Origin of the sequence: Pseudomonas sp. URMO17WK12:I7 (assembly GCF_003269045.1) — a bacterium.
GTDB lineage: Bacteria > Pseudomonadota > Gammaproteobacteria > Pseudomonadales > Pseudomonadaceae > Aquipseudomonas > Aquipseudomonas putida_J.
In genome coordinates, this window is the sequence record NZ_QLTL01000010.1 from 69,315 (window position 1) to 87,654 (window position 18,340).

Annotated in this window: 18 protein-coding genes; all 18 read left to right on the forward strand. The window is 62.6% G+C overall.

Going from position 1 to position 18,340, the window contains the following annotated elements; all coding sequences use genetic code 11:
• The first annotated feature begins 236 nt into the window (after positions 1-236).
• The 18 genes from H040_RS15160 (at position 237) to H040_RS15245 (ending at position 18,302) form a co-directional block, all read left to right on the forward strand.
• Positions 237-1,325, forward strand: coding sequence for an efflux RND transporter periplasmic adaptor subunit (locus tag H040_RS15160; RefSeq protein WP_027920899.1), 1,089 nt, complete (start codon positions 237-239; stop codon positions 1,323-1,325).
• Entirely contained in the window at positions 1,322-2,389 is a 1,068-nt protein-coding gene (locus H040_RS15165) for an efflux RND transporter periplasmic adaptor subunit (RefSeq protein WP_027920900.1), read from the forward strand. The genes H040_RS15160 and H040_RS15165 overlap by 4 nt, the downstream gene beginning before the upstream one ends.
• Complete coding sequence (locus H040_RS15170) at positions 2,386-5,439, forward strand: efflux RND transporter permease subunit (protein WP_027920901.1); 3,054 nt, start codon at positions 2,386-2,388, stop codon at positions 5,437-5,439. Before H040_RS15165 ends, H040_RS15170 begins: the two co-directional genes overlap by 4 nt.
• 249 nt (positions 5,440-5,688) lie before the next feature.
• Positions 5,689-5,871, forward strand: a complete 183-nt coding sequence (oscA, locus tag H040_RS15175; RefSeq protein WP_016712582.1) for a sulfur starvation response protein OscA — start codon at positions 5,689-5,691, stop codon at positions 5,869-5,871.
• Between the two features lie 50 nt (positions 5,872-5,921).
• The gene (locus H040_RS15180; RefSeq protein WP_027920902.1) at positions 5,922-6,929 is read left to right on the forward strand and encodes a sulfate ABC transporter substrate-binding protein; all 1,008 of its coding nucleotides are present in this window, start codon (positions 5,922-5,924) and stop codon (positions 6,927-6,929) included.
• 155 nt (positions 6,930-7,084) lie between these two features.
• Complete coding sequence (gene cysT / locus H040_RS15185; RefSeq protein WP_027920903.1) at positions 7,085-7,903, forward strand: sulfate ABC transporter permease subunit CysT; 819 nt, start codon at positions 7,085-7,087, stop codon at positions 7,901-7,903.
• 10 nt (positions 7,904-7,913) lie between these two features.
• Positions 7,914-8,786, forward strand: a complete 873-nt coding sequence (gene cysW, locus H040_RS15190) for a sulfate ABC transporter permease subunit CysW (RefSeq protein ID WP_027920904.1) — start codon at positions 7,914-7,916, stop codon at positions 8,784-8,786.
• Positions 8,787-8,789: 3 nt separating this feature from the next.
• A complete protein-coding gene (locus tag H040_RS15195) occupies positions 8,790-9,779 on the forward strand; it encodes a sulfate/molybdate ABC transporter ATP-binding protein (protein ID WP_027920905.1) in 990 nt (329 codons plus the stop codon).
• Between the two features lie 333 nt (positions 9,780-10,112).
• Positions 10,113-10,901 (forward strand): energy transducer TonB, encoded by a 789-nt coding sequence (locus H040_RS15200; RefSeq protein WP_027920906.1) that lies wholly within the window; start codon positions 10,113-10,115, stop codon positions 10,899-10,901.
• 31 nt (positions 10,902-10,932) lie between these two features.
• The gene (locus tag H040_RS15205) at positions 10,933-11,652 is read left to right on the forward strand and encodes a MotA/TolQ/ExbB proton channel family protein (RefSeq protein ID WP_027920907.1); all 720 of its coding nucleotides are present in this window, start codon (positions 10,933-10,935) and stop codon (positions 11,650-11,652) included.
• A gap of 1 nt (position 11,653) precedes the next feature.
• A complete protein-coding gene (locus tag H040_RS15210; RefSeq protein ID WP_027920908.1) occupies positions 11,654-12,055 on the forward strand; it encodes an ExbD/TolR family protein in 402 nt (133 codons plus the stop codon).
• Positions 12,056-12,502: 447 nt separating this feature from the next.
• Complete coding sequence (locus H040_RS15215) at positions 12,503-13,084, forward strand: alpha/beta hydrolase (RefSeq protein ID WP_027920909.1); 582 nt, start codon at positions 12,503-12,505, stop codon at positions 13,082-13,084.
• Between the two features lie 65 nt (positions 13,085-13,149).
• Positions 13,150-14,004 (forward strand): sigma 54-interacting transcriptional regulator, encoded by an 855-nt coding sequence (locus tag H040_RS15220; protein ID WP_027920910.1) that lies wholly within the window; start codon positions 13,150-13,152, stop codon positions 14,002-14,004.
• Between the two features lie 150 nt (positions 14,005-14,154).
• On the forward strand, positions 14,155-14,940 hold the full coding sequence (locus H040_RS15225) for a MetQ/NlpA family ABC transporter substrate-binding protein (protein ID WP_027920911.1): 786 nt from the start codon (positions 14,155-14,157) through the stop codon (positions 14,938-14,940).
• A 417-nt stretch (positions 14,941-15,357) separates the two neighbouring features.
• Positions 15,358-16,023 carry an amino acid ABC transporter permease gene (locus tag H040_RS15230; protein ID WP_027920912.1) on the forward strand — a complete coding sequence of 222 codons (666 nt, stop codon included), beginning with the start codon at positions 15,358-15,360 and terminating at the stop codon, positions 16,021-16,023.
• Positions 16,004-16,663 carry an amino acid ABC transporter permease gene (locus H040_RS15235; protein ID WP_027920913.1) on the forward strand — a complete coding sequence of 220 codons (660 nt, stop codon included), beginning with the start codon at positions 16,004-16,006 and terminating at the stop codon, positions 16,661-16,663. The genes H040_RS15230 and H040_RS15235 overlap by 20 nt, the downstream gene beginning before the upstream one ends.
• Positions 16,660-17,433: an amino acid ABC transporter ATP-binding protein gene (locus H040_RS15240; protein WP_027920914.1), complete on the forward strand. Its 774-nt coding sequence runs from the start codon at positions 16,660-16,662 to the stop codon at positions 17,431-17,433. The genes H040_RS15235 and H040_RS15240 overlap by 4 nt, the downstream gene beginning before the upstream one ends.
• Complete coding sequence (locus H040_RS15245; protein WP_027920915.1) at positions 17,430-18,302, forward strand: transporter substrate-binding domain-containing protein; 873 nt, start codon at positions 17,430-17,432, stop codon at positions 18,300-18,302. Before H040_RS15240 ends, H040_RS15245 begins: the two co-directional genes overlap by 4 nt.
• Positions 18,303-18,340 lie beyond the last annotated feature (38 nt).

Consider the following 18,340-nt stretch of genomic DNA (forward strand, 5'->3'; position numbering starts at 1 on the left):
GTCCATGCTGCACTTGTGGGAGCGGGTTCACCCGCGAAAGGGCCGGTACAGCCACCCACAAGCCAAGCGCCCGCCTTAAAGTCCATGCTGCACTTGTGGGAGCGGGTTCACCCGCGAAGAGGCCCGCACAGCGCCGCTGAATGCCCGGTTGTTCCTTACCAGTGATGTTTATCGAACCCTGAACTACGCTGACAGTCGCATCCCACGAATCATTTGCGCGCAAGCAAGGAGCCTGCATGACGTTGATGCGTCCCCTGTCGGTCATTTGCCTGGGGCTGCTGTACATGCTCACCGGCTGTAGCAAGGAAGAGGTACCCGAGACACTGCCACGTGTAGGTGTGCAGCAGGTCCAGCCCACCGATTTCGCTGCCAGGGTCACCCTGACCGGCGACGTGCAGGCGCGGGTGCAGACCGACCTGTCGTTCCGCGTGGGCGGCAAGATCATTTCCCGCAGCGTCGACGTCGGTGACCACGTCAAGGCCAACCAGGTGCTGGCGCGGCTAGACCCGAAAGACCTGCAGAACAATGTCGACTCGGCCAAGGCCGAGGTGTTCGCCGCGCAGGCGCGGGTCACCCAGACCAGCGCCGCCTTCGTGCGCCAGCAGAAACTGCTGCCCAAGGGCTACACCAGCCAGAGCGAATACGATTCCGCCGAAGCCGCGCTGCGCAGCAACCAGAGCGCGCTCAAGGCCGCCCAGGCGCAATTGGCCAATGCCAACGAACAACTCAGCTACACCGCGCTGGTGTCCGAAGCCGATGGTGTGATCACCCAGCGTCAGGCCGAAGTCGGCCAAGTGGTTCAGGCGACCATGCCGATTTTCAGCCTTGCCCGTGACGGCGACCGCGATGCCGTGTTCAACGTCTACGAATCGCTGTTGGTGGCGCCGCCGAGCGATGTCGGTGTCATCGTCAGCCTGCTGGACGACCCCAAGGTCCAGGCTCACGGCTTTGTCCGCGAAATTACCCCCACCGTGTCGGCGCAAAGCGGCACGGTGCAGGTCAAGGTAGCGCTGAAGGACGTGCCGCCAGGCATGCAGCTGGGCGCGCCGGTCACTGCAAGCACCAATGCGGTGGGGCGGCCGAGCATCGAGTTGCCCTGGTCGGCATTGACCAAGGCGTTGCATGAACCTGCTGTCTGGGTGGTGGGCGAGGGCGACAAGGTCGAATTGCGCAAGGTCGAAGTCAGCCGCTACCTGACCGGCAAGATCGTGGTCGCCAGCGGCCTGAAGGCTGGCGAGACCGTGGTGGTCAATGGTGGGCAACTGCTGCACCCGGGCATGCAGGTACAGAAGATCGAAGCCAAGGCCCAAGGGGGTGAGCTATGAAGCGCCTGCTGCTGATGCTGTCGGCCGGCATGCTGCTGGCCGCCTGCGGTAGCGAGGAAGAAGCCCCCGAGCCGATCCGGCCAGTGTTGTCGGTCAAGGTCGAGCCACAGGTGCAGTCGCAGCTGGGGCGCTTTGCCGGGCTTATCGAGGCGCGCTTCGAAAGTACCTTGGGCTTCCGGGTTGGCGGGCGCATAGCTCGGCGTTGGCTGGATGTGGGCGCACAGGTCAAGCCGGGCGATACCCTGGCCACGCTCGACCCTACCGACCAGCAGAACCAGTTGCGCGCCGCCGAAGGCGACCTGGCCAAGGTGCAGGCACAGTGGATCAACGCCCAGGCCGATGCCCGTCGCCAGCAACAGCTGTATGACCGTGGTGTGGGCGCCCAGGCCCAGCTGGATATCGCCCAGACCAACCTGAAAACCACCAGTGCGGCGCTGGAGCAGGCGCGCTCCGCGCTCAGCCAGGCCCGTGACCAGCTCGACTACAGCACCTTGCGCACTGACCACGCTGCGGTTATCACCGCCTGGCAGGCCGAAGCCGGGCAGACCGTTACTGCAGGCCAAGCCGTGGTCACCCTGGCTCGGCCAGACGTGAAGGAAGCGGTGATCGACCTGCCCATCGGCCTGGCCGAGCAGTTGAACAAAGACCTGACCTTCACCGTCGCCTTGCAACTCGACCCGACCATCAACACCACCGCCAGCCTGCGCGAACTGGAGCCCCAGGCCGACGCTGCCACCCGCACCCGCCGCGCCCGCCTGACCCTGGCAAGCACGCCGGCAGCTTTCCACCTGGGCACTGCGATCAGTGTGACCCTGAGCTCGGAAGTGTCCCCGCGCAGCGAGCTGCCTTTGAGTGCCCTGCTCGAGCGTGACGGCAAGACGCAGGTCTGGGTGATCGACACCCAGCAGAAGACTGTGGGCACCCGTGACGTCACCCTGATCGACCGTACTGCCGACAGCATTGTCCTGGCCTCGGGCGTGCAGCCTGGCGAGCGCGTGGTGACTGCGGGCGTGAACAGCCTCAAGCCTGGCCAGAAGGTCACCTTCGACGAGGATGCGCAATGAAAGGAAGCTTCAACCTGTCCGAATGGGCGCTCAAGCATCAATCGTTCGTCTGGTACCTGATGTTCGTCGGCCTGCTGATGGGCATTTTTTCGTACTTCAACCTTGGCCGTGAGGAGGACCCCTCGTTCACCATCAAGACCATGGTGATCCAGACCCGCTGGCCTGGCGCGACCCAGGACGAAACGCTTTACCAGGTCACCGACCGCATCGAGAAGAAGCTCGAGGAGCTCGATTCCCTCGACTACACCAAGAGCTACACCCGCCCGGGCGAGTCCACGGTGTATGTGTACCTGCGCGACACCACCAAGGCCAAGGACATCCCGGAAATCTGGTACCAGGTGCGCAAGAAGATCCAGGACATCCGCGGCGAGTTCCCCGCAGGCATCCAGGGGCCTGGTTTCAACGATGAATTCGGCGACGTGTTCGGCTCGGTCTACGCCTTCACCGCCGACGGCCTCACCCTGCGCCAGCTGCGTGACTACGTGGAACAGGCGCGGGCCGAGGTGCGCGATGTGCCCAACATCGGCAAGATCGAACTGATCGGCACCCAGGACGAGGTGCTGTACCTGAACTTCTCGACCCGCAAACTGGCCGCTCTGGGCATCGACCAGCGCCAGGTCATGCAGGCCCTGCAATCGCAGAACGCGGTGACCCCGGCCGGTGTGATCGAGGCCGGACCTGAACGCATTTCGGTGCGCACCACCGGGCAGTTTGCTTCGGAAAAGGACCTGAAGACCGTCAACCTGAAGATCAACGACCGCTTCTTCCGCCTGGCCGACATCGCCGATATCCAGCGCGGCTACGTCGACCCGCCATCACCGATGTTCCGCTACAACGGCCAGACCGCCATTGGCCTGGCCATCGGCATGAAGGCCGGTGGCAACATGCAGGTCTTTGGCGCGGCGCTGAAAAAGCGCATGGACCGGGTGATCGAAGACCTGCCGATCGGCGTCGGCGTGCACACCGTTTCGGACCAGGCCGTGGTGGTCAAGCAGGCGGTCGGCGGCTTCACCAGCGCGCTGTTCGAAGCGGTGGTGATCGTGCTGGCGGTGAGCTTCGTCAGCCTTGGTGTGCGCGCCGGCCTGGTGGTGGCCTGCTCGATACCACTGGTGCTGGCGATGGTATTCGTGTTCATGGAATACAGCGGCATCACCATGCAGCGGATTTCGCTGGGGGCGCTGATCATCGCCCTTGGCCTGCTGGTGGATGACGCGATGATCACGGTCGAGGTGATGGTCACACGCCTGGAAATGGGCGAGAGCAAGGAGCAGGCGGCCACGTTCGCCTATACCTCGACGGCGTTCCCCATGCTCACCGGTACATTGGTCACGGTTGCCGGCTTCGTGCCCATCGGCCTCAACGCCAGCTCTGCTGGTGAATACACCTACACGCTGTTCGCAGTGATTGCGGTGGCGCTGATGGTGTCGTGGGTAGTGGCGGTGTTCTTCGCCCCGGTGCTGGGCGTGCATATTCTCAGCAGCTCCAAGCTCAAGGCCCATGAGGCCGAGCCGGGGCGCGTCGGCCGGGCCTTCGAGCATGGCCTGCTATGGTGCATGCGCAATCGCTGGCTGACCATCATCGGCACCGTGCTGTTGTTCGCCCTGGCGATTTTCTGCGAGCGCTTTGTGCAGAACCAGTTCTTCCCTTCATCGGACCGCCCGGAAATCCTCGTCGACCTCAACCTGCCGCAGAACGCCTCGATCGAGGAAACCCGCAAGGTGGTCGACCGCTTCGAAGCTCGGATCAAGGATGATCCGGACCTGGTGCACTGGAGCACTTACATCGGCCAGGGCGCCATTCGCTTTTATCTGCCCCTCGACCAGCAGTTGCAGAACCCGTACTACGCGCAGCTGGTGATCGTCAGCAAGGGCTTCGAAGCGCGCAATGGCATGATGCAGCGCCTGCAGAAGATCCTGCACGAAGAGTTCGTCGGCATCGGCACCAACGTGCAATCGCTGGAGATGGGCCCGCCGGTGGGCCGGCCGATCCAGTACCGGGTCAGCGGTGCCAACATCGACGAGGTGCGCAAGCACGCCATCGACCTGGCCAGCTTGCTCGACCAGAACGAGCACATCGGCGAGATGATCTACGACTGGAACGAACCCGGCAAGGTGCTGCGCGTGGAAATCGCCCAGGACAAGGCACGCCAGCTGGGGTTGTCGTCGGAAGACGTGGCCAACGTGATGAACAGCATTGTCAGCGGCGTGGAAATCACTCAGGTCAACGACAATATCTACCTGGTCGACGTGGTCGCCCGCGCCGAGGACAGCGAGCGCGGTTCGCCCGATACCCTGCAGAACCTGCAGATTCTCACCCCCAACGGCACCTCGATCCCGCTGCTGTCGTTCGCCACTGTGCGTTACGAGCTGGAACAGCCACTGGTATGGCGCCGCGACCGCAAGCCGACCATTACCATCAAGGCCTCGGTCAACGGTGAAATTCAGCCTACCGACCTGGTGGCCCAGCTGAAGCCGAAGATCGACGCGTTCGCCAGCAAGCTGCCCGTGGGCTTCGAAGTGGCCACTGGCGGTACCGTGGAGGAGAGCGCCAAGGCCCAAGGGCCGATCCGCAAGGTGATTCCGCTGATGTTGTTCCTGATGGCGACCTTCCTGATGATTCAGCTGCACAGCGTGCAGAAGCTGTTGCTGGTGGTCAGCGTGGCGCCGTTGGGGCTGATCGGTGTGGTGCTCGCGCTGGTGCCGACGGGTACGCCAATGGGCTTTGTGGCGATTCTCGGCATCCTTGCGCTGGCGGGCATCATCATTCGTAACTCGGTGATCCTGGTGACCCAGATCGACGAGTTCACGGCCCAGGGCTTGTCGCCGTGGGATGCGGTGGTGGAGGCCACCAACCACCGGCGCCGACCGATCCTGCTGACCGCGGCGGCAGCCAGCCTGGGCATGATCCCGATTGCCCGCGAAGTGTTCTGGGGGCCGATGGCCTACGCCATGATCGGCGGGATCATTGTCGCGACCCTGCTGACGCTGCTGTTCCTGCCGGCGCTGTATGTGGCCTGGTACAAGATCCGCGAGCCACAGAAAGAATCCTGAAACCCTGCACCAAGCCCTGTGGGAGCGGGTTTACCCGCGAATGCGATGGTGGAACTACCGCCGCATTCGCGGCTAAACCCGCTCCCACAGGGCCTTTTGTTGTCTTCAGGTTGAGTCTTTTATTTTGGTTATATAAACATTCTTAAACAGTATTTTTAAGAATAACTCAGCCTCACTACTATTGCCCTCAAGCCAGGCGCAAACCCCTTCATACCTCAGCCCGGCACCCTCACTCCAAGGAGAACGAGCATGAGTGCATCGCTGCGTAGCATCGACGGTCAGGACGAAGCCACCATTCTGCGTGAGATCCAGAGCGCCCTGCGCGACCTGCGTTTCGGTGCGGTGGAAATCACCGTGCACAACGCCCAGGTCGTGCAGATCGAACGCAAGGAGAAGTTCCGCCTGCAACAGCCTGGCAACAAGGCCGGCTGATTCGCGCCACACCCTTCAAAACGAGAAAAATGCCAATCGGGAGCTTCACCATGTCCATCCGCCGTTATGCGCTCGCCGCGCTGGCCAGTGCTGTTTTTGCCGGTTCCGCCATTGCCAAGGACTACGAACTGCTGAACGTGTCCTACGACCCGACCCGTGAGTTGTATCAGCAGTACAACGCTGAATTCATCAAGCACTGGCAGCAGGCTCACCCGGGCGACAAGGTCAAGATCCAGCAATCCCACGGTGGCTCGGGCAAGCAGGGCCGTGCAGTGATCGATGGCCTGCGCGCCGACGTGGTGACCCTGGCCCTGGCCGGTGACATCGACGAAATCGCCAAGCTCGGCAAGACCCTGCCGGAAAACTGGCAGACCCGCCTGCCCAACGCCAGCACGCCTTACACCTCGACCATCGTGTTCCTGGTGCGCAAGGGCAACCCGAAAGGCATCAAGGACTGGGGCGACCTGATCAAGAAGGACGTGTCGGTCATCACTCCCAACCCGAAAACCTCCGGCGGTGCCCGCTGGAACTTCCTGGCAGCCTGGGCCTACGGCCTGAAAACCGGCGGCAGCGAAGACAAGGCCAAGGCCTACGTGCAGGAGCTGTTCAAGCACGTGCCAGTGCTGGATACCGGTGCCCGTGGCTCGACCATCACCTTCGTCAACAACGGCCAGGGCGACGTGCTGCTGGCCTGGGAAAACGAAGCCTTCCTGGCACTGAAGGAAGACGGTGGCGCCGACAAGTTCGACATCGTCGTGCCGTCGCTGTCGATCCTTGCCGAGCCGCCGGTGGCGGTGGTCGACAAGAACGCCGAGAAGAAGGGCAACGAAGCGATTGCCGAGGAATACCTCAAGCACCTGTACAGCCCGGCTGGCCAGAAGATCGCCGCCGAGAACTTCTACCGCCCGCGTGACGAGAAGGTTGCTGCCGAATTCGGCAAGCAGTTCCCGAAACTGGACCTGGTGACCATCGACAAGGACTTCGGTGGCTGGAAAACTGCACAACCGAAATTCTTCAATGATGGCGGTGTGTTCGACCAGATCTATCAGGCACAGTAAGGGCCAAGGAAAAGCGGGGCCGCTTCTACAAGGGATACGCGATCGTCTGTAGGAGCGGCCTTGTGTCGCGAAAGGGCTGCAAGGCAGCCCCAAGATTGAGAGTCCTGTACCGCCCCGGCATACCCGGGGCTTCGTGCGTTCAACCAGGGATATTTATGTCACGTCGTATTTCCCCCGTCATACCCGGCTTCGGGCTGACGCTGGGTTACACCTTGGTGTATCTCAGCCTGATCGTGCTGATACCGCTGGCGGCCATGTTCATCCATGCCTCGCAGCTGACCTTCGAGCAGTTCTGGAACGTCATCAGTGCGCCGCGGGTGATCGCCGCGCTCAAGCTGAGCTTCGGCACTGCCCTGTTCGCCGCCATCATCAACGGTGTGATCGGCACTCTACTGGCCTGGGTACTGGTGCGTTACACCTTCCCCGGGCGCAAGATCATCGACGCGATGATCGACCTGCCGTTCGCCCTGCCCACCGCCGTTGCCGGTATTGCCCTGACCGCCCTGTATGCGCCTGCGGGCTGGGTTGGCCAGTTCGCCACCGACCTGGGCTTCAAGATCGCCTACACACCGCTGGGCATCACCCTGGCGCTGACCTTCGTCACCCTGCCGTTCGTGGTGCGCACAGTTCAGCCGGTGCTGGCGGACATCCCGCGTGAAGTCGAAGAAGCGGCTGCCTGCCTGGGCGCGAAGCCTTTGCAGGTGTTCCGCTACATCCTCGCCCCAGCGCTGCTGCCCGCCTGGCTCACCGGCTTTGCCCTGGCCTTCGCCCGTGGCGTTGGCGAGTACGGTTCGGTGATCTTCATTGCCGGCAACATGCCGATGAAGACCGAGATCCTGCCGTTGCTGATCATGGTCAAGCTCGACCAGTACGACTACACCGGCGCGACCGCCATCGGCGTCTTGATGCTGGTGGTTTCCTTCATCCTGCTGCTGCTGATCAACCTGCTGCAGCGCCGCATCGAAACCCCTTGAAGGAGGCCGCATGTCCAGTTCAACCCTGAGTGCAAGCGCCGCCGCCAATGCCGCCCGGCGTGGCAGCGCCACTTCGCGGCGCATCCTGATCGGCCTTGGCTGGCTGGTGTTCGCGCTGTTCCTGCTGCTGCCGCTGGTGATCGTGGTATCGCAGGCGCTGAAGAACGGCTTTGGCACCTTCTTCGAGGCGATCTTCGAGCCTGATGCCTTGTCGGCGCTGAAGCTGACCTTGCTCGCCGTGGTCATCTCGGTGCCACTGAACCTAGTGTTCGGCGTCAGCGCCGCCTGGTGCGTGAGCAAGTACAGCTTCCGTGGCAAGAGCATCCTGGTGACCCTGATCGACCTGCCGTTCTCGGTGTCGCCGGTCATCGCCGGCCTGGTCTACGTGCTGATGTTCGGCGCGCAAGGCCTGTTCGGGCCATGGCTGCAGGACCACGACATCCAGATCGTCTTCGCCTTGCCGGGCATCGTCCTGGCGACCATCTTCGTCACCGTGCCGTTTGTCGCCCGTGAGCTGATCCCGCTGATGCAGGAGCAGGGCACGCAGGAAGAGGAGGCCGCGCGCCTGCTCGGCGCCAATGGCTGGCAGATGTTCTGGCACGTGACCTTGCCGAACATCAAGTGGGGCCTGATCTATGGCGTGGTGCTGTGCACCGCGCGGGCCATGGGCGAGTTTGGCGCAGTGTCGGTGGTGTCGGGCCATATCCGTGGCGTGACCAACACCTTGCCGCTGCACGTAGAGATCCTCTACAACGAGTACAACCACGTCGCGGCCTTCAGCGTGGCCAGCCTGTTGCTGATCCTGGCGCTCTTCATCCTGCTGCTCAAGCAGTGGAGCGAGAACCGTATTAACCGCCTGCGCCACAGCGCCGCGGAGGAATGATTCATGTCGATCGAAGTTCGTAATGTCAGCAAGCGCTTCAACAGCTTCCAGGCCCTGAACGCTATCAACCTGGACATCAACAGCGGCGAGCTGGTGGCCCTGCTTGGCCCGTCCGGTTGCGGCAAGACCACCCTGCTGCGCATCATTGCCGGCCTGGAAACCCCGGACCAGGGCAACATCGTGTTCCATGGCGAGGACGTGTCCGGCCACGACGTGCGCGATCGCAACGTCGGCTTCGTGTTTCAGCACTATGCGTTGTTCCGCCACATGAGCGTGTTCGACAACGTCGCCTTCGGCCTGCGCATGAAGCCCAAGGGTGAGCGCCCGAGCGAGAGCAAGATCGCCGAAAAGGTCCACGAACTGCTGAACATGGTGCAGCTGGACTGGCTGTCCGACCGCTACCCCGAGCAACTGTCCGGTGGCCAGCGTCAGCGTATCGCCCTGGCCCGCGCCCTGGCGGTTGAGCCCAAGGTGCTGCTGCTCGATGAGCCGTTCGGTGCGCTCGACGCCAAAGTGCGCAAGGAGCTGCGCCGCTGGCTGGCGCGGCTGCACGAAGACATCAACCTGACCTCGGTGTTCGTTACCCACGACCAGGAAGAAGCCATGGAAGTGGCCGACCGCATCGTGGTGATGAACAAGGGCGTGATCGAGCAGATCGGCTCGCCAGGCGAGGTGTACGAGCAGCCGGCCAACGATTTCGTCTACCACTTCCTCGGCGACTCCAACCGCCTGGCCTTGAGCGAGGGGCAGCACGTGCTGTTCCGCCCGCATGAGGTGTCTCTGTCGCGTCATGAGACCGAAGGGCACCATGCGGCCGAGGTACGCGATATACGCCCGCTGGGCGCGACCACGCGGGTGACCTTGAAGGTGGAAGGGCAGAGCGAGTTGATCGAGGCCGAGGTGGTCAAGGATCACGACAGCCTCACCGGGCTGGCGCGTGGGGAGACGCTGTTCTTCCGGCCGAAGGTCTGGCAGAAGGTGGCGGATATCTAAGCCATCCTGATCGATGAAAACCCGGACACAGTTCCGGGTTTTTTATTGCCTGCAAGCGTGCGCGATCCCGCGTAGGAACGGCCTTGTGCCGCGCAACGAGGGCCAAGCCCTCGCGACAATCTGATGCCTTACGCGAATATTTCATATGCCCGCAAAGCATCACCCTGACACCTTGAAAGCGCACCCCGCGAAACCCGCGGGCTAGAGCCAGCCTTGCAAAATAGATATTCAAAAATGATCTAACTTTAATTTTAAACATTACTTTCAGCGCTAAGCCCCTGCCCCCGATGATTCAGCCACACACCTGAATCAAGAACCCCAGGAGTTTGATCAATGGGTAATGTCCAGTCGGCCGTCAGGGCCTACGACCAGCCATGGCGCCCGGCACCGGGTGACCTGGTCGAGCTTGGACGGACACTTCGCCTGCCACTGGGCCAGCTGCGCCTGCAACGCACGCCGGTCAGTGGCCTCAAGCGCCGCGACAAGCTGGCGCTGGGCCTGCTGGTACTGGCCCTGCACGGTGCCGCCGCCTACTGGGTAAGCCAGGCCCCCACGCCTGCGCTGCCCGTGGTGCCACCACAGATTCCGCCCATGACCATCGAATTTGCCGCGCCCGCGCCGCCGGTGGTGCAACCGCCACCGCCAGCCCCGGCCCCGCCGGTGGTCGAGCCCCCGCCCCCGGTGATCGACGAGTTGGCCGCCAAGCCCAAGCCGAAGCCAAAGCCCGTGCCCAAACCGGTCGCCAAGCAACCACCCAAGCCGCAGCCCAAGCCGGTCGAGGCGCCACCACCTGCGCCGGTCGCTGCCCCTGCACCGCCCGCGCCACCCGCGCCGGCGCCGGTCACGCCGCCATCGGCCAACGCCGCGTACCTGAAGAACCCGGCGCCGGAGTACCCGCAGATGGCTCAGCGCCGTGGCTGGGAAGGCACCGTGCTGCTGCGCGTCGAGGTGCTGCCCAGCGGCAAGCCGGGGCAGATCCAGGTCCAGAAGAGCAGCGGCCGCGACGCCCTGGACGCCGCTGCGCTGGCCGCAGTCAAGCGTTGGAGCTTCGTCCCCGCCAAGCAGGGCGACGTAGCCCAGGCCGGCTGGGTCAGCGTGCCGATCGATTTCAAGCTTCGCTAACTTTTTTCGCAGAACACAGGAAGACACCATCATGAGCCTGCTGGCATCCCCCCTCGAATCCGTTGAAAGCGCAGTCATCTGGCTGCTGGTCGGTTTTTCCGTTGCCACCTGGGGCTTGGCCCTGGTCAAGGTCGCGCAGTTCGTGCGGCTCAAGCATCAGGACAAGCGCTTCCACCAGCAGTTCTGGGCGGCCTCAAGCCTGGACTCGGCCGCCGAGCTCAGCCACGAGCTGCCTGGCCCGGCTGCCCGCGTTGCCCAGTCTGGCTACGCCGCCATCGCTGTCGGGGATAGCCAGGCCAGCGACCTGAGCCACGCCATCAACCACCAGGACCGCCTCGAGCGTGCCCTGCGCCAGCAAATCGTGCGTGAACGCCGTTCGCTGGAAACCGGGCTGGCGGTGGTCGCCAGTATCGGCAGCACTTCGCCCTTCATCGGCCTGTTCGGTACCGTGTGGGGCATCATGGAAGCGCTCAAGGGCATCAGTGCGGCCGGCTCCGCCAGCCTGGAAACCGTCGCCGGCCCGATTGGTGCCGCGCTGGTCGCCACCGGCGTGGGTATCGCCGTCGCGGTGCCGGCGGTGCTGGTCTACAACTACTTCCTGCGCCGCCTCAAGCTGACGGCGGCCGACCTGGATGACTTCGCCCACGATTTCTACAGCCTGGCGCAGAAGAGTGCCTTCCGCGTGCTGGTGCACCCTGCCGTGCACAAGGCCCAGGCCGGCTTCACCCAGCCGGTGAAGGAGGCGTCCTGATATGGCCTTTTCGACCCAGGACAGCGACGAAGTCCTCAGTGAAATCAACGTCACGCCGTTGGTGGACGTCATGCTGGTGCTGCTGGTGGTGTTCATCGTCACCGCTCCGCTGCTGACCAACGCCATCCCGATCAACCTGCCCAAGACCGAAGCCGTGGCGCCGGTGGAACAGAAAGACCCGCTGGTGGTGAGCATCGACGGTGGCGGCAAGCTGTTCATCAACAAGGACGAGATCCAGCCGGAGCAGCTGGAAACCAACCTCAAGGCAGCCAAGGACAAGGATGCCGACGTGCGTGTGCAGCTGCAGGCCGACGATGGCGTGAATTATGGTGAAGTGGCGCGGGCCATGGCGGCGATCGAGCGTGCGGGCATCAGCAAACTGGCGGTAATAACTGCACGGTAATCTTCAACCTTCTTCAGGCAAGTGACTCTCGCAAGTGCGTTGGGGCCATATCTCTTGGCAGGGGTTGGCCCTTTTTTTTTCGCCGTAACGGCTTCAGCGCCTATTAGATCGAGCGCCGCCCGCGCGGCGCATCGCGGATAAATCCGCTCCTACATCTGTTTCATGCCAATCACGCCAGTGCCATGGTACGCACTCCTGGTGTGTCCCCTTCGATATCGAGCCGTACACCATAGATACGCGTGCGCTGGCGCAGAACTCACTGGCCCGAAACAAATGTAGGAGCGGATTTATCCGCGATGCGCCGCGCGGGCGGCACTCGATTTCACGGGCAGCAGAAAATTTTGGCTTGATATTTTGGTTATTAATAAATAGCTTCTTATTCCTTTACGGATATAACTCCCTCCTTATACTGGTCTCCAAGCACGCAAACTTACTGGAGGCGTCCCCATGCGCAATGAGTCGATTCGTTACCTGATTGTGCCGGGCTGGCAAGGATCGCCAGACAACCATTGGCAGAGTCACTGGCAGCGCACGCTGCCCAACAGCGCCCGGGTCGAGCAGCATGACTGGCTCACCCCAAAGCGCGGCGACTGGGTGCAGGCGTTGGAGCAGGCGATTGCTGCCGAAGGCTCGCCGGTGATTCTGATTGCTCACAGCCTGGGCTGCGTCACCGTCGCCCACTGGGCCGCACAGGCCAGCCCGGCCCTGCTGCGCCGGGTGCGCGGCGCATTGCTGGTGGCCCCGGCGGATGTCGAGCGGCCCACCTGCGCGCCGGCCCTGCGCAACTTTGCGCCGATCCCGCTGCAGGCGCTGCCGTTCCCCAGCCAGGTGGTCAGCTCCGACAACGACCCGGCAGTGAGCGTGCCGCGTGCCTTGTACCTGGCCCAGGCCTGGGGTGCCGAGGCGGGCCTTCTGAGCAATGCCGGGCACATCAACGTCAAGTCCGGCCATGAGCGTTGGGAACAAGGCTTCGCCTACCTGTATCGCCTGCAAAGCCGGGTCGAGCAGCGCGCATTGCGCCGCGCCTGATCGACCCCGACCGTTCACCGTTTGCCTGACGCCCGGCCACCCATGGCCTGGGGCGGGAGTTTGTCATGACTTTTCAAAACCCGTTCGGCCAGCCGCTGCTGACCTTCCCTGAACTGGACAAGAGCCCCCTGAGCATCCGTGCCAAGGCGCTGGTGTTCATCGACCCGCGCTCGCAGCAGCTGCGCCAGGCCCTGGAGCAGCTGGCGCCGCAACCGGTGCCGGTGCTGATTCGCGGCGAGACCGGTACCGGCAAGGAACTGTTGGCACGGCAGATCCACCGGGCCAGCGACCGCCCCGGCCTGTTCGTCTCGGTCAACTGTGCCGCCATCAGCCCTACCTATGCCGATGCCGAACTGTTCGGTTACAGCGCCGGCAGCCAGGGCGGCACTGCCAGCAGCCGCGCGGGCTGGTTCGGTTCGGCCAATGGCGGCACCTTGTACCTGGACGAGATCGCCGACTTGCCGTTGGCGATCCAGGGCAAACTGCTGGCGGCCCTGGAAAACCGCGAGGTTACCCGTGTCGGTGCGCAGCAACCGCAGCCGGTGGATGTGCGCCTGGTGGCTGCGACCAGCATTGATCTGGCGCGGGTGGTGAAGGCCGGGCGCTTCAACGAGCGCCTTTACCAGTACCTGCGCGAGGGCGCGCTGGAACTGCCGCCGTTGCGCGAGCGGCCAGGCGATATTCTGCCTTTGGCCGAGTATTTCGTGGGCATCTACAGCGTGCGCTTGCAGCGCCCGCTGGCGTTGATCAGCGAGGCCGCGCAGCAAGTGCTGGAAGCGCATGCCTGGCCGGGCAACACCCGTGAACTGGAGAACGTGATCCACTTCGCCCTGCTGGTAAACGATACGGACGAGCTGCTGCCACAAGACCTCGACCTGCCGAACCCGCGGGCTAGACGAGCTAATAAGCAAACTGGATGATGGCAGTTTGTTTTTGGAATAAGCAGCTAATTAAAAGATATTGTTACGGAATAAAAAATCTCGGTATCGTCCGCCTCACGCCCGCCGGTGAAACGGTTGGGCACCCGACTTCGCCATCCGCGATGGCCCAGATCCAGAACAAGGAACACCATGAAGAAGACCCTGCTGACCACTGCCCTGGCCGCCGCCCTGTCGTTCGCTGGCCTGGCATCTGCCGCCGAGAAACTGGTCGTTGCCGCGACCCCGGTGCCGCACGCCGAAATCCTTGAACTGATCAAGCCAACCCTGGCCAAGGAAGGTGTGGACCTGCAGATCAAGGTCTTCACCGACTACGTGCAGCCGAACGTGCAGGTTGACCAGAAGCGCCTCGACGCCAACTACTTCCAGACCCTGCCGTACCTGCAGAACTTCAACGAAGGCAAGGGTACCCACCTGGAAACGGTGGTAGGCGTTCACGTCGAGCCGTTCGGTGGCTACTCGAAGAAGGTCAAAAGCCTGAGCGAGCTGAAAGAAGGCGCCAGCGTTGCCATTCCTAACGAGGGCAGCAACAGCGGTCGCGCCCTGCTGCTGCTGCAGAAGGCTGGCCTGATCACACTGAAAGACCCGAAGAACGCCCTGGCGACTCCGAAAGACATCGCCGAGAACCCGAAGAAGCTGAAGTTCCGCGAGCTTGAGTCGGCCATGCTGCCGCGCGTTCTGGACCAGGTCGACCTGGACATGATCAACACCAACTACGCTTTGGAAGCCGGCCTGAACCCGGCCAAGGATGCGCTGGTGATCGAGGGCAGCGACTCGCCGTACGTGAATTTCCTGGTAGCCCGCCCGGACAACAAGAACAGCGAGGCCATCCAGAAACTGGCCAAGGCGCTGACCAGTCCTGAGGTGAAGGAATTCATCGCCAAGAAGTACCAGGGTGCGGTACTGCCTGCGTTCTGATGCGTTCGTCGTGATGTGAAAACGCCGACGCTTTTGCGTCGGCGTTTTTGTTTGTGGCTGGCGGGGAAGGGTGAGCTGGCCTCACTGGCCACTTCGCGGGTACGGGCTCACGCGGACCCAGCCCCACCCAAGGCCCGGCGCAGCGCTAGCAGCCACAGCAGTTGTTCGTTCGAATCAGGTGAGCAGGGGCTATTCATCATTATCGTCCTTGTGGGTGATGGCCTTGCAAGTCACGGTCTGAAGCTGTTTGAGAGGTTTGTTGGAGGAAAGTTTCGATAGCCCGGTCAGTGATATCAATATGCAATAAAGGTATTTATAAAAAGTTTTTTATACCTTTAGAGTCTACTCACCGCGCTTGGCGCATCGTTCAGACTTTCCCATGTCGCACTCTGCAAACCGGGTGTCGAGGCAACATCCATGACCTTCGACATCGCGTTCATTCTCAGCACATTGCCAGCATTCTTCAAGGCTGTCGGCGTGACCTTGCAGGTTGGCCTGTTCGCCATCGCCACCTCGCTACTGGTGGCGCTGCTCAATGCCACTATCCTGGTGCTGCGCACGCCTTACCTGCGGCACCTGGTCAAAGGTTATGTGGAGCTGGCGCGCAACACCCCCCTGCTGATCCAGCTGTTCTTCGTCTATTTCGCCTTGCCCAGCGTGGGCCTGAAGATTTCCGGTTTTGCTGCGGCAATCATCACCATGACCTTCATGGGCGGTGCCTACCTCACCGAGGTGCTGCGCGCCGGTGTCGAGGCCGTGCCGCGTGCGCAGCTGGAGTCGGGGCGTTCCATCGGGCTGTCGGAAGGCCAGTTGCTGCGCCATGTGATCCTGCCCCAGGCCGGCATCCTCAGCCTGCCGGCACTGTTCGCCAACTTCGTCTTCCTGCTCAAGGAAACCACCGTGGTCTCGGCCGTGGCGGTGCCTGAAATCCTCTACACCACCAAGAACTACATCGCCTTGTACTACAAGACCTACGAGATGCTCGCGGTGCTGACGCTGCTGTGTGTGCTGCTGTTCCTGCCGCTGTCGCTGCTGCTGCGCTACCTGGAAAGGAGGCTGCAACATGGCCAGTTCGGTCACTGAGCTGCTGCTGACGTCATTGCCGCTGCTGGCCAAGGGCGCGGTGCAGACACTGGCCATCTCGGCGCTGGGGATTGTCTTCGCAACGCTCGGTGGCGTGCTTTACGGCACGCTGGCGACGCTTGGCAACCGGTTGCTGAACATCGCCCTGCAGGTGTACCTGGAGTTGTTTCGCGCGATCCCGGTGCTGGTCTGGCTGTACCTGGTTTTTTTCGGTTTGCCGATCGTCTTTGCCCTGAGTATTCCCAGCTTCTGGTGCGCGGTGCTGGTGCTGGGCCTTTGGGGGGCCAGCGAAGTGGGCGAGGTGGTGCGTGGAGCACTGCAATCGTTGCCACGCGGGCAACGTGAGGCGGGGCTGTCGATTGGCCTGTCCGCCGGCCAGCTGTACGGCTACGTGTTATTGCCCCAGGCGCTCAAGCGCATGACGCCACCGACCATCAATATCTACACGCGGATCATCAAGACCAGTTCGCTGGCGGTGCTGATCGGCGTGGTCGAAGTGATCAAGGCCGGCCAACAGATCATCGAGCGCACCTACGAGTCGCTGCTGATCTACGCCGTGCTGTTCCTGTTCTTCTTCATCGTCTGCTATCCGCTGTCCGCCGCCTCGCGCGTGCTGGAGCGCCGCTGGGCTCACTCATGACCGCATTGATCGAATTCCAGGGTTTCAACAAGTACTTCGGCGCACATCAGGTGCTGGATAACGTCGACCTCAAGGTCCGTACCGGCGAGGTGGTGGTGATCCTTGGCCCAAGTGGCTGCGGCAAGAGCACTTTGCTGCGTTGCCTCAATGGCCTGGAAGAGGCGCACAGCGGGCACCTGCGCCTGGCGGGCGAAGAGCTGCTAAGCGCCGATACCGACTGGCGCCGGGTGCGCCAGCGGGTGGGCATGGTGTTCCAGAGCTATCACCTGTTCGGCCATATGAGCGTGATGGACAACCTGCTGCTCGGCCCGCTCAAGGTGCAGAAGCGCGAACGGACCGAAGCCCAGGCACAGGCCGAAGCGCTGCTGGCGCGGGTTGGCCTGCTGGACAAGCGCGACGCCTACCCGCGGCAGTTGTCCGGTGGCCAGCAGCAGCGCATCGCCATCGTCCGCTCGCTGTGCATGAACCCGCAGGTGATGCTGTTCGACGAGGTCACCGCAGCACTGGACCCGGAAATGGTCAAGGAGGTGCTGCAAGTGATCCAGGGCCTGGCCCGCGACGGCATGACCTTGCTCATCGTTACCCACGAAATGGCCTTCGCTCGCGCGGTGGCCGACCGTATCGTGTTCATGGAGGCCGGCAGGATCCTTGAACAGAGCGACCCCGAGAGCTTCTTCAGCCAACCGCGGACCGCACGCGCGCAGCAGTTCCTGGACAAATTCTCCTTTGTCGAAAGCCTGCCCAAGACAACACAAAAGGAACTGTCATGAAAACTGCCCCGCTTACCAAACTGCTGGCGCCCTTGTTCGGCGTGGCCCTGCTGGCCGGCTGCAACAAGGCCGAGGAGCCGCCCAAGCCAGCGGCTGCCTCGCCGGCCACCAGCTACCTGGAAACCATCAAGGCTCGCGACAAGCTCATCGTTGGCGTGTTCAGCGACAAGCCGCCGTTCGGTTTCGTCGACGCCAGCGGCCGTTATGTCGGCTTCGACACCGATATTGGTCGGCGCTTGGCCAAGGACCTGCTGGGCGACGAGAACAAGGTGGAGTTCGTCGCCGTCGAGCCGGCCAGCCGTATTCCGTTCCTGCAAAGCGACAAGGTCGACCTGATCCTCGCCAACATGACCGTGACCCCGGAGCGCAAGGAAGCGGTGGACTTCACCAACCCCAACTTGCGCGTGGCCGTGCAGGCCATCGTTGCCGACGGCAGCCCGGTGCAGGCGCTTGATGACCTTGCAGACAAGACCACCATTGTCACCACCGGTACCACGGCCGACATCTGGCTGACCAAGAACCACCCGGACTGGAAATTGCTCAAGTTCGAGAAGAACAGCGAGTCGTTGCAAGCGCTGGCCAATGGCCGTGGCGATGCCTATGCCCAGGACAACCTGATCCTGTTCAGCTGGGCCAAGCAGAACCCAGGGTACCGCGTGTTGCCGCAGTTGCTGGGAGAGGAAGCGCCGATCGCACCGGCCGTGAAGAAGGGCAATACCGAACTGCGTGACTGGGTGAATGCCGAGCTGGCCAAACTGGGGGAGGAGAAGTTTCTGCTGAAGCTGTATGACCAGTATGTGCGCAAGGAACTGAGCGATGACACCAAACCGGAGAGCGTGATCGTCGAAGGCGGCAAGTGGCAGGGTTGACTGCGTAAATGGGGCCGCTGCGCGGCCCATCACGACAC

Excerpts from the sequence above, each read along its gene's own strand:
- cysW (WP_027920904.1), top strand. The coding sequence starts at position 7,914 with ATGTCCAGTTCAACCCTGAGTGCAAGCGCCGCCGCCAATGCCGCCCGG.
- H040_RS15180 (WP_027920902.1), top strand. The coding sequence starts at position 5,922 with ATGTCCATCCGCCGTTATGCGCTCGCCGCGCTGGCCAGTGCTGTTTTT.
- H040_RS15240 (WP_027920914.1), top strand. The coding sequence starts at position 16,660 with ATGACCGCATTGATCGAATTCCAGGGTTTCAACAAGTACTTCGGCGCA.
- H040_RS15205 (WP_027920907.1), top strand. The coding sequence starts at position 10,933 with ATGAGCCTGCTGGCATCCCCCCTCGAATCCGTTGAAAGCGCAGTCATC.
- cysT (WP_027920903.1), top strand. The coding sequence starts at position 7,085 with ATGTCACGTCGTATTTCCCCCGTCATACCCGGCTTCGGGCTGACGCTG.
- H040_RS15195 (WP_027920905.1), top strand. The coding sequence starts at position 8,790 with ATGTCGATCGAAGTTCGTAATGTCAGCAAGCGCTTCAACAGCTTCCAG.
- H040_RS15170 (WP_027920901.1), top strand. The coding sequence starts at position 2,386 with ATGAAAGGAAGCTTCAACCTGTCCGAATGGGCGCTCAAGCATCAATCG.
- H040_RS15215 (WP_027920909.1), top strand. The coding sequence starts at position 12,503 with ATGCGCAATGAGTCGATTCGTTACCTGATTGTGCCGGGCTGGCAAGGA.
- H040_RS15160 (WP_027920899.1), top strand. The coding sequence starts at position 237 with ATGACGTTGATGCGTCCCCTGTCGGTCATTTGCCTGGGGCTGCTGTAC.
- H040_RS15225 (WP_027920911.1), top strand. The coding sequence starts at position 14,155 with ATGAAGAAGACCCTGCTGACCACTGCCCTGGCCGCCGCCCTGTCGTTC.
- H040_RS15245 (WP_027920915.1), top strand. The coding sequence starts at position 17,430 with ATGAAAACTGCCCCGCTTACCAAACTGCTGGCGCCCTTGTTCGGCGTG.
- H040_RS15200 (WP_027920906.1), top strand. The coding sequence starts at position 10,113 with ATGGGTAATGTCCAGTCGGCCGTCAGGGCCTACGACCAGCCATGGCGC.
- H040_RS15210 (WP_027920908.1), top strand. The coding sequence starts at position 11,654 with ATGGCCTTTTCGACCCAGGACAGCGACGAAGTCCTCAGTGAAATCAAC.
- H040_RS15165 (WP_027920900.1), top strand. The coding sequence starts at position 1,322 with ATGAAGCGCCTGCTGCTGATGCTGTCGGCCGGCATGCTGCTGGCCGCC.
- H040_RS15220 (WP_027920910.1), top strand. The coding sequence starts at position 13,150 with ATGACTTTTCAAAACCCGTTCGGCCAGCCGCTGCTGACCTTCCCTGAA.
- H040_RS15235 (WP_027920913.1), top strand. The coding sequence starts at position 16,004 with ATGGCCAGTTCGGTCACTGAGCTGCTGCTGACGTCATTGCCGCTGCTG.
- oscA (WP_016712582.1), top strand. The coding sequence starts at position 5,689 with ATGAGTGCATCGCTGCGTAGCATCGACGGTCAGGACGAAGCCACCATT.
- H040_RS15230 (WP_027920912.1), top strand. The coding sequence starts at position 15,358 with ATGACCTTCGACATCGCGTTCATTCTCAGCACATTGCCAGCATTCTTC.